Origin of the sequence: Priestia megaterium, from assembly GCF_046599315.1 — a bacterium.
Taxonomy (GTDB): domain Bacteria; phylum Bacillota; class Bacilli; order Bacillales; family Bacillaceae_H; genus Priestia; species Priestia megaterium_F.
This window is the reverse complement of sequence record NZ_JBKIKC010000009.1, coordinates 194,274-200,850: the sequence shown is the minus strand read 5'-3', so window position 1 is coordinate 200,850 and position 6,577 is coordinate 194,274. Positions and strand designations below refer to the sequence as shown.

6 protein-coding genes, 1 pseudogene and 1 riboswitch are annotated in these 6,577 nt (G+C 34.4%); of the genes and pseudogenes, 5 read left to right on the top strand and 2 right to left on the bottom strand.

The annotated features are described in order from the left end of the window. A pseudogene (locus ACLHDF_RS22660) lies at positions 1 to 208 on the top strand (hypothetical protein); the annotation flags it as partial. A gap of 30 nt (positions 209 to 238) precedes the next feature. On the opposite strand, the gene htpG reads toward ACLHDF_RS22660, so the two are convergent. Further along, complete coding sequence (htpG, locus tag ACLHDF_RS22655; RefSeq protein WP_413920858.1) at positions 239 to 2,116, bottom strand: molecular chaperone HtpG; 1,878 nt, start codon at positions 2,114 to 2,116, stop codon at positions 239 to 241. A 210-nt stretch (positions 2,117 to 2,326) separates the two neighbouring features. Then, positions 2,327 to 2,405, top strand: a riboswitch (ZMP/ZTP riboswitch). 169 nt (positions 2,406 to 2,574) lie between these two features. Between htpG and ACLHDF_RS22650 the strand changes: the two genes are divergently transcribed. The 4 genes from ACLHDF_RS22650 (at position 2,575) to ACLHDF_RS22635 (ending at position 5,061) form a co-directional block, all read left to right on the top strand. Then, on the top strand, positions 2,575 to 3,774 hold the full coding sequence (locus ACLHDF_RS22650) for a phosphoglycerate dehydrogenase (RefSeq protein ID WP_413920857.1): 1,200 nt from the start codon (positions 2,575 to 2,577) through the stop codon (positions 3,772 to 3,774). Between the two features lie 133 nt (positions 3,775 to 3,907). Then, on the top strand, positions 3,908 to 4,360 hold the full coding sequence (locus ACLHDF_RS22645; protein ID WP_413920856.1) for a hypothetical protein: 453 nt from the start codon (positions 3,908 to 3,910) through the stop codon (positions 4,358 to 4,360). 171 nt (positions 4,361 to 4,531) lie between these two features. After that, entirely contained in the window at positions 4,532 to 4,684 is a 153-nt protein-coding gene (locus tag ACLHDF_RS22640; protein ID WP_413920864.1) for a DUF6143 family protein, read from the top strand. A 248-nt stretch (positions 4,685 to 4,932) separates the two neighbouring features. After that, the gene (locus ACLHDF_RS22635) at positions 4,933 to 5,061 is read left to right on the top strand and encodes a hypothetical protein (protein ID WP_413920855.1); all 129 of its coding nucleotides are present in this window, start codon (positions 4,933 to 4,935) and stop codon (positions 5,059 to 5,061) included. Positions 5,062 to 5,903: 842 nt separating this feature from the next. On the opposite strand, the gene ACLHDF_RS22630 is transcribed toward ACLHDF_RS22635, so the two are convergent. Further along, entirely contained in the window at positions 5,904 to 6,419 is a 516-nt protein-coding gene (locus ACLHDF_RS22630; protein WP_413920854.1) for an Imm6 family immunity protein, read from the bottom strand. Positions 6,420 to 6,577: the final 158 nt, after the last annotated feature.

Genomic DNA, 6,577 nt, shown 5'->3' with positions numbered 1-6,577 from the left:
GGGAAATAACGTCTACATGTTAAGTAGCGGCGAAGCTATAGAGGAAGCGTGTATTTTTAATGAAAAAAGAGAAAAAGTCGCAGAGTTTAAATCAGACCTTTTTCATTTCAAAGAAGGCAAGCACTCAATAAGAATACTAGAAGAAATGCCGGCACCCATTTTTATCGCTTCTTACTATATAACTAATTTTATTATGCTACACATATAATCAGGCGCAGAATCATTCTGCGCCTGATTTTTATACCATAATCTTGCAAATATCATTTGTGAATTCAACGGGATCGTTAATGGATAAGCCTTCAATTAAAAGAGCTTGGTTATATAATAGATTTGTATAAAGGTCTAATTTCCCTTTATCATTTTCAAATGCACCTTTTAAAGAAGCGAATACATCATGATTTACGTTAATTTCTAACACTTTTTCTGCTTTTACATGCTGATTATCAGGCATAGTACTTAAAATTTTCTCCATTTCAATCGTTACTTCACCATCAGCTGATAAGCAAACGGGATGTGTTTTTAAACGTTTAGACGCCCGCACATCTCCTACTTTTCCTGCCAAAGCCTTTTTCATATAGTCGAATAGCTCTTTATTCTCTTTTTCCTCAGATTCATTGAGCTGTTCTTCTTCTGCTTCAATCCCTAAGTCACTGCTTGAAACAGATTTAAATTCTTTTTCTTCATATGTCATTAGCATTTTAATCGCAAATTCATCGATATCTTCTGTAAAGTATAGAATTTCATATCCTTTATCTGCAACCAATTCTGCTTGAGGAAGCTTTTCAATTCGGTCATACGATTCGCCTGATGCATAATAGATATACTTTTGATCCTCAGGCATGCGCGATACATACTCGTCTAGTGTCACAAGCTTTTTCTCTGTAGAAGAATAAAATAAAAGCAGGTCTTTTAATACATCTTTGTTGCTTCCAAAGTCACTGTAAACGCCGTACTTCAGCTGGCGGCCAAATGAGTCATAAAACTTTTCGTACTTTTCACGTTCGTTTTTAAGCAAGCTTTTTAATTCATTTTTGATTTTCTTGCCGATGTTTTTGGCAATTAGCTGAAGCTGACGATCTTGCTGCAAAATTTCACGTGAAATATTAAGAGATAAATCTTCAGAATCTACCATACCTTTTACAAAGCTAAAGTAATCTGGAAGAAGATCTGCACATTTATTCATAATTAAGACGCCGTTTGAATACAGTTCAAGCCCTTTTTCAAATTCTTTTGAGTAGTAATCAAACGGACTATTTTCTGGAATAAATAAAATGGCATTGTAGCGAATCGTTCCATCCACATTAATATGAAGGTGAGTGAGCGGTTTATCAAATCCGTAGCGCTTTTCTGAATAAAACTGCTCATAGTCTTCTGAAGTCAATTCATTTTTGTTTTTCTTCCAGATCGGTACCATACTGTTGATAACTTGCTCTTCTGTATAATCTTCTAGCTCGTTATCAGAACCTTCTTTAGGACGTTTTTCCGTTATGTCCATTTTAATCGGGTAGCGGATAAAGTCTGAATACTTTTTAATGATCTCTTTTAAACGATACTCTTCTAGATACTCATCATATGTTTCATCTTCTGTGTTTTCTTTAATTTTTAAAATGATTTGAGTTCCAACCGTTTCTTTTTCGCAAGGTTCGATTGTATAACCATCAGCACCAGTAGATTCCCATTTATAGGCTTCATCGCTGCCTAACGCTTTACTAATCACCGTTACGACATCTGCCACCATAAACGCTGCGTAAAACCCAACGCCGAATTGGCCAATAATGGTGTGCCCGTCCTTTGTTTCATTTTCGTTTTTAAACGCAAGAGAACCGCTTCTTGCAATTGTGCCCAAGCTGCTTTCAAGCTCTTCTTGCGTCATGCCAATTCCAGTATCTGTAATGGTTAAGGTACGGTTAGTTTTATCTGGTGTTACTTTTATGTAATAGCTTTCTTTGTTAAAATGCAAGGAGTCGTCTGTTAAAGCTTTGTAATAAATTTTATCGATTGCATCGCTTGAATTTGACAGAAGCTCTCTTAAAAATACTTCTTTTTGAGAATAAATGGAATTAATCATCATCTCTAATAATCGCTTTGATTCGGCTTTGAATTCTTTTTTTGACATAAGAAGTTCTCCTTTCCAAATAGGGCTTATAAAACAATTAGCACTTGATTGGATAGAGTGCTAATCACTCTTCTTATTTAACATGTATTAGGGTATTTGTCAATATATTAGGAGGTTCACTAAAGAGATTAAAAATTAGACTGAAAAAAGCAAACTTTTAAAAAAAGGTTGAACGTTCTGAAAGAGTTTGCTAGAATATACTTAATTTCAAAGACTATATGTGACTGGCGAAACGCGGATAACCGTGAGGAAGCATATAGTGACGTAGCCGTTCGCCTGGGCAGAGGTAAGGGATTAATACATATCTCTTACCTCTTTCTGTTTAGGGGGAGAGGATATAGAAGTTACCAAACATGTAGGCTAAAAAACCAGACTTTTGAAAAAAATTAAAAATGAAGTTCCTTTATCCAAGGGTAAAAACATGTAAAACTACGATGATAATCAGAGGAGAGTACAAAATGAGCACATTAACATTAGAAAAAGTACAAACAATCAAAACATTAAACAACATTGCACAAAAAGGTCTAAATGTTTTTAATCAAGAAGGTTATCAAATTGACAACGACAGCGAAAACCCAGATGCGATTGTCGTGCGTAGCTTTAACATGCACAGCATGGCATTTGACCAAAATTTAAAAGCTATTGCACGAGCTGGAGCAGGAGTTAATAATATTCCGGTGGACGCTTGCACGGAGCAAGGTATCGTGGTATTTAACACGCCAGGAGCTAATGCAAACGCAGTAAAAGAAATGGTTTTAACTACAATTATGGCTTCTTCTCGTAACTTATTTGCTGGAGTTGAATGGACAAAAGGATTAGATGGCCAAGGTGATCAAATTCCTAAGTTAGTTGAAGCAGGTAAAAAACAGTTTGTTGGAAAAGAAATCAAAGGTAAAACACTAGGCGTTATTGGTTTAGGTGCAATTGGTGCCCTTGTAGCAAACGATGCGCTTGATTTAGATATGGACGTAATTGGTTTTGATCCATTCATTTCTGTTAATACAGCTTGGAATTTGTCTCGCAACGTACAGCGTGCAATGTCTCTAGAAGAACTATTTGCAGCATCTGACTATATTACGGTTCACGTTCCATTAACGGACGATACAAAAGGGGTTTTCAATAAAGAAACGTTTAGCATCATGAAACCAGATGTTCATATCTTGAACTTCTCACGCGGTGAGCTTGTAAACGAAGAAGATATGAAAGCTGCTCTTGAAAGTGGAAAAGTTGGCCGATACATTACAGATTTCCCAAATCAAAATGTCTTGAACATGAAAAATGTTGTGCCAATTCCTCATTTAGGGGCATCAACTCAAGAATCAGAAGAAAACTGTGCGGTAATGGCAGCACGTCAAGTGAAAAATTTCTTAGAAACAGGAAATATTAAAAACTCAGTGAACTTCCCGAATGCATCTCTTCCTTACACTGGGAAAAAACGCGTAGCTGCTTTCCATCACAACGTGCCGAATATGGTAGGACAACTTACGCAAGTATTCTCAAACTACAATTTAAACATCGCAGATATGGTGAACAGAAGCCGCGGTGAATATGCATATACAATGATCGATATTGACAATCAAGTAAGTGACGAGATTGTGCCTGAGCTAGAAGAAAAAATTGGTCAAATTGAAGGAATTATTACAAGTCGTATTATCTAATTTGGTTCCCATCATATTTTAATGTTTCAGCCCTAACTTTTCTAAGTTAGGGCTGTTTTTGCATATTATTTATCTACATATCCTTTGCTTCATTCCCATAGCATATAGAAATACCTTTAAAGAGGTGAACGTTTTGTCAGGAGAACTGATAGGAATTTTAATAGGGTCACTTATCACACTGGCAGGAACATTCATTACGTCCATCGTAGCTATAGTGATGTCCAAGGAGCAATACAAACAAGAGCTTCGCAAAACATTTATCCAAAAGAAAGTCGATGCCTATACTAACGTGTGTCAAGCTATTCTAACGATAAAAAATGATTTACTGACAAAAACCGTTTCTTCAGCTGGCTTAAACTGGACAGCTCAGTCTATTAACAAACTAGCAGATATATGTATCACGGAAGGACTATGGCTCGACGGAGAAGACAGTAAAAAATTGGAGGTTCTGCAGAAGCAGCTTTCAAAGTTTGTGTTTGATGAAATAGAACTGTCTAGACGTGATATCCTCACAACCTGTTACGAAATCGTTGAATATTGTGAAAGAAAGATTAAAATACTCCATTTTATGAGCGTAAAAGAATAGAGAATCACTACGTTAAGAAGTGATAGTAGTAATATTAAAAAGCATCGGACTATAAAGTCACGAAACAATTCGTTTATACATCAGAGCGAGACGAAAACACGAGTAAGAAAAGGAAAAAGGGAAAATTAAATTTGCAGAAATGGTAAAAGGCTGTCCTGCTAAAGGGAAAACATATTTAACCGTGCTGTTCCGCCGAAAAGCAGACTAGTAAGTGACGAAGAAGGTAAATTTATCTTTCCAAACAACGGTTCATACGTTATTTTTCTAGTTTCTCCAGGAAATAAAGAAATTAAAGCTGAAACTGCTTATGGATGGCTTGAATAAAAACGTAAGAAGGACTGTTAGCTAAATAGGGTTTAGTGATTCTATGAAAAGAACTTTGCAGCAGCATGCAAGGTTCTTTTTTATAGTTTGCGTTTTTTCTTTTGATTATGGATATAACCAAAGAGAAGTAAACATACTTAACATCTCACGTTAGTCTCCAAATTCACATTACCTTAAATTCCAATTCATACTGGCTTCATATAAATAAATCATACTAAGTGTATTAATAAAAGGTATGAGGTGGAACAATGTTAAACAAGCTTTTTAAACTATTTACACAAGAAACCGAGATATCTAAAGATAAAGAGGTAGATTTACATGAAGAGAACGATTTTGATGAAGGTTGTGATGATCATTTCATTATAGATGAGTATTAAAAACCCTATGAAACGTTGTAAAAGTTAAAGGATTAATTGAGTATATCTGTATAGTCGGTAATTGTACTCTGTAAAATCTTCTTGAATTTCTGGTCATAGATAAATTGGGATGACTCTATCTGGAATATTCCCGAACAATCTGAAGGGGGAGCATTCAATTTGGCATAACAATAATAGTTTCCTGAGAGGTTTGCCCCTCAATCAATCTGGAATTTTATCTGGTATCTATATATGCAGTTACAGCTCATTAGCCGGAGCTTATGTTTACCTGAGACGTCTATCTTTCTCGGAGTTTTTCAAGATTGAATTAAACATTAAAAGTGTTCTTAAAAGTATTATATTTCTAAAGAACGTTCATAAATGATTTACAAACTTAAACGAACCATGAAAATAAAAGAATTAGCCTTAAAGATACAGGTTTGTAAAGGTATATAAATACGAATATTTATTTTACGAACTGTCTGTTTGTGTTCATCCACTTACCTTCCTTATTATTATCTTGGAGCGTCAATCCACATACCTTTTGTCCTTTCACCATTATGGGGTGTAATATTACGAATACCAAAGGGGACTAACTCCATTTTATTGCCTGTTCATCGTGCTCCTCATAAAATCCAAATATTAAATCAGTACTCCTTGATGGTACTACCTTCATGAGCTATAAATTTCGATAAAGCATCATGCAGGTATACAAAGTATGAATACCTCAAAAAAAACAAAAACACCTGTTACCTAAAAGGCTCATTATTCCTAATCATTTAAGTTGAAATAAGCCTTTAAAAGTATAACAAGTGTGCTTAGATCGCTATATGATTATCTATTTTTTTGAGTTGTTTGGTTATTTATTTCTCAATAGATTCATTAATAAAAGTCTTTATTAAAGTTAAATCTACCTTTTTATAAGCATCTTTTGGATAATTTTCTTCAAGAAAGTGTAATAGTTTATGTGACAAGCTATTATTCTCATAGACCTTTTCAAAATTTGTTATGAAACTTTCGACAGTCTCATAATCAACACTTTCAATAGTCTGGGGGAGATATTTATCTTTTTCATATTGATACGCCTCCCAGATTGTATATGCCAAAGCATTTCCTATACATATCCATACTTTTTCGTTATCTCTATCATTATCGAGTTGCGTATAAGTCATAATATCTGTTTCATCCATGTTTTCTAAATATAAATAAAGGCTAGATGCATCAACATCCTTTAATTTTAACCATTCCCAAGCTTTTTCTAATGACTCAACAGCTACTTCAAATCCCTCAGATTTAGAAATCTTGTCGATAATTAAGTCAGATAGCGACAATAGATAAACTATTTTAGCATCCTCATTCAAATTATTAAATCGATTCATTTGGACCACTCCTAATCAATATATCCACCATTTTTTACGATAAAATTTTTCGGCTTTTTTCATCAAACTTCTCCATAAAAGGGAAATGGTTACTATTTACTTAGCTTCCCGAAGAAAGATAATCAACAATTTTATTGATTTGTTTGAATAAACAACAA

Excerpts from the sequence above, each read along its gene's own strand:
- htpG (WP_413920858.1), bottom strand. The coding sequence starts at position 2,116 with ATGTCAAAAAAAGAATTCAAAGCCGAATCAAAGCGATTATTAGAGATG.
- ACLHDF_RS22650 (WP_413920857.1), top strand. The coding sequence starts at position 2,575 with ATGAGCACATTAACATTAGAAAAAGTACAAACAATCAAAACATTAAAC.
- ACLHDF_RS22635 (WP_413920855.1), top strand. The coding sequence starts at position 4,933 with ATGTTAAACAAGCTTTTTAAACTATTTACACAAGAAACCGAGATATCT.
- ACLHDF_RS22630 (WP_413920854.1), bottom strand. The coding sequence starts at position 6,419 with ATGAATCGATTTAATAATTTGAATGAGGATGCTAAAATAGTTTATCTA.